Genomic DNA, 856 nt, shown 5'->3' with positions numbered 1-856 from the left:
TCCCAACAACCATGTGCGCGGTTTGCGCTTAATTCGATAAATCGTAATTCCTGACCCGCCTGTTTACGCTTGCCTGCATCGTTCATTATGTCGGCCAATGTACGCTCGCCAGTTGATATAAATATCAATCTCCATCGTTTTGCAGGTCGCGCATTTCCGCTGCGATTAGCTCGGCTTTTGCCTGTTCCGTTGCCAAGTGAGTAGACAATATTTCCTACCTCTCGCGGATCTGCTTCGCCAAGTTCATCAAGTATCAATGCGGTGTCGTTGCGCTGCTCTGCGATGCCCTCAAGTCCGTTTCCGGTGCTGCGCCATGTGCGTTTAAAATCCTCTCCATGACCCCATACTGAGCATGACGCTTCGACCAATGTTGTCTTGCCAGTGCTGGAGTCACCATAAAAGTGAAAACCTCCGCCTTGTCGTTTTATCAGGTAGAGCAGGGGTCCAGATAGTGCGGCTCCGATTGCCAGCTGTAAAAGCGGGTTTCCCGTCATCAGTGCACCAATAGATTGTTGCCATTGTTCAAGCGTGCCGCTGACAACATAATCGTCATACGTTGCATATTCGCTTTGGAATATCGCATCGCCATGACCAATGTTTCGGGTCGGTAGAATAAAAAGATCTTCNTTGTGCCAGCCTGTTATGCTCGCTGAGGTCATGCGTTTTATTGGTTCAAACGATTGCAGATATCTCGGCAATGATTGTCGATTATTAGTGTCGAGCTTTAATCCCATATCCAATAACTCACGGCGTAGCTCTGCACAATCCGTTGCCAGCATGTGCATCGGCATGGCCCATTCCCGCCATTCACCTCGGCGGTTTTTTAATTTCAGTAGTAAGCCAAAATTTGAACCGT

1 protein-coding gene is annotated in these 856 nt (G+C 48.5%); it reads right to left on the bottom strand.

Features of this window, described 5'->3' with window-relative positions:
• Positions 1 to 791, bottom strand: a 791-nt coding sequence (locus A3762_RS02065; RefSeq protein ID WP_231878700.1) for a DUF927 domain-containing protein, incomplete at its 3' end; no start/stop codon positions are given.
• Positions 792 to 856 lie beyond the last annotated feature (65 nt).

The sequence above is a fragment of the Oleiphilus sp. HI0125 genome, from assembly GCF_001635355.1.
This window is presented reverse-complemented; position numbering and strand designations above follow the sequence as displayed.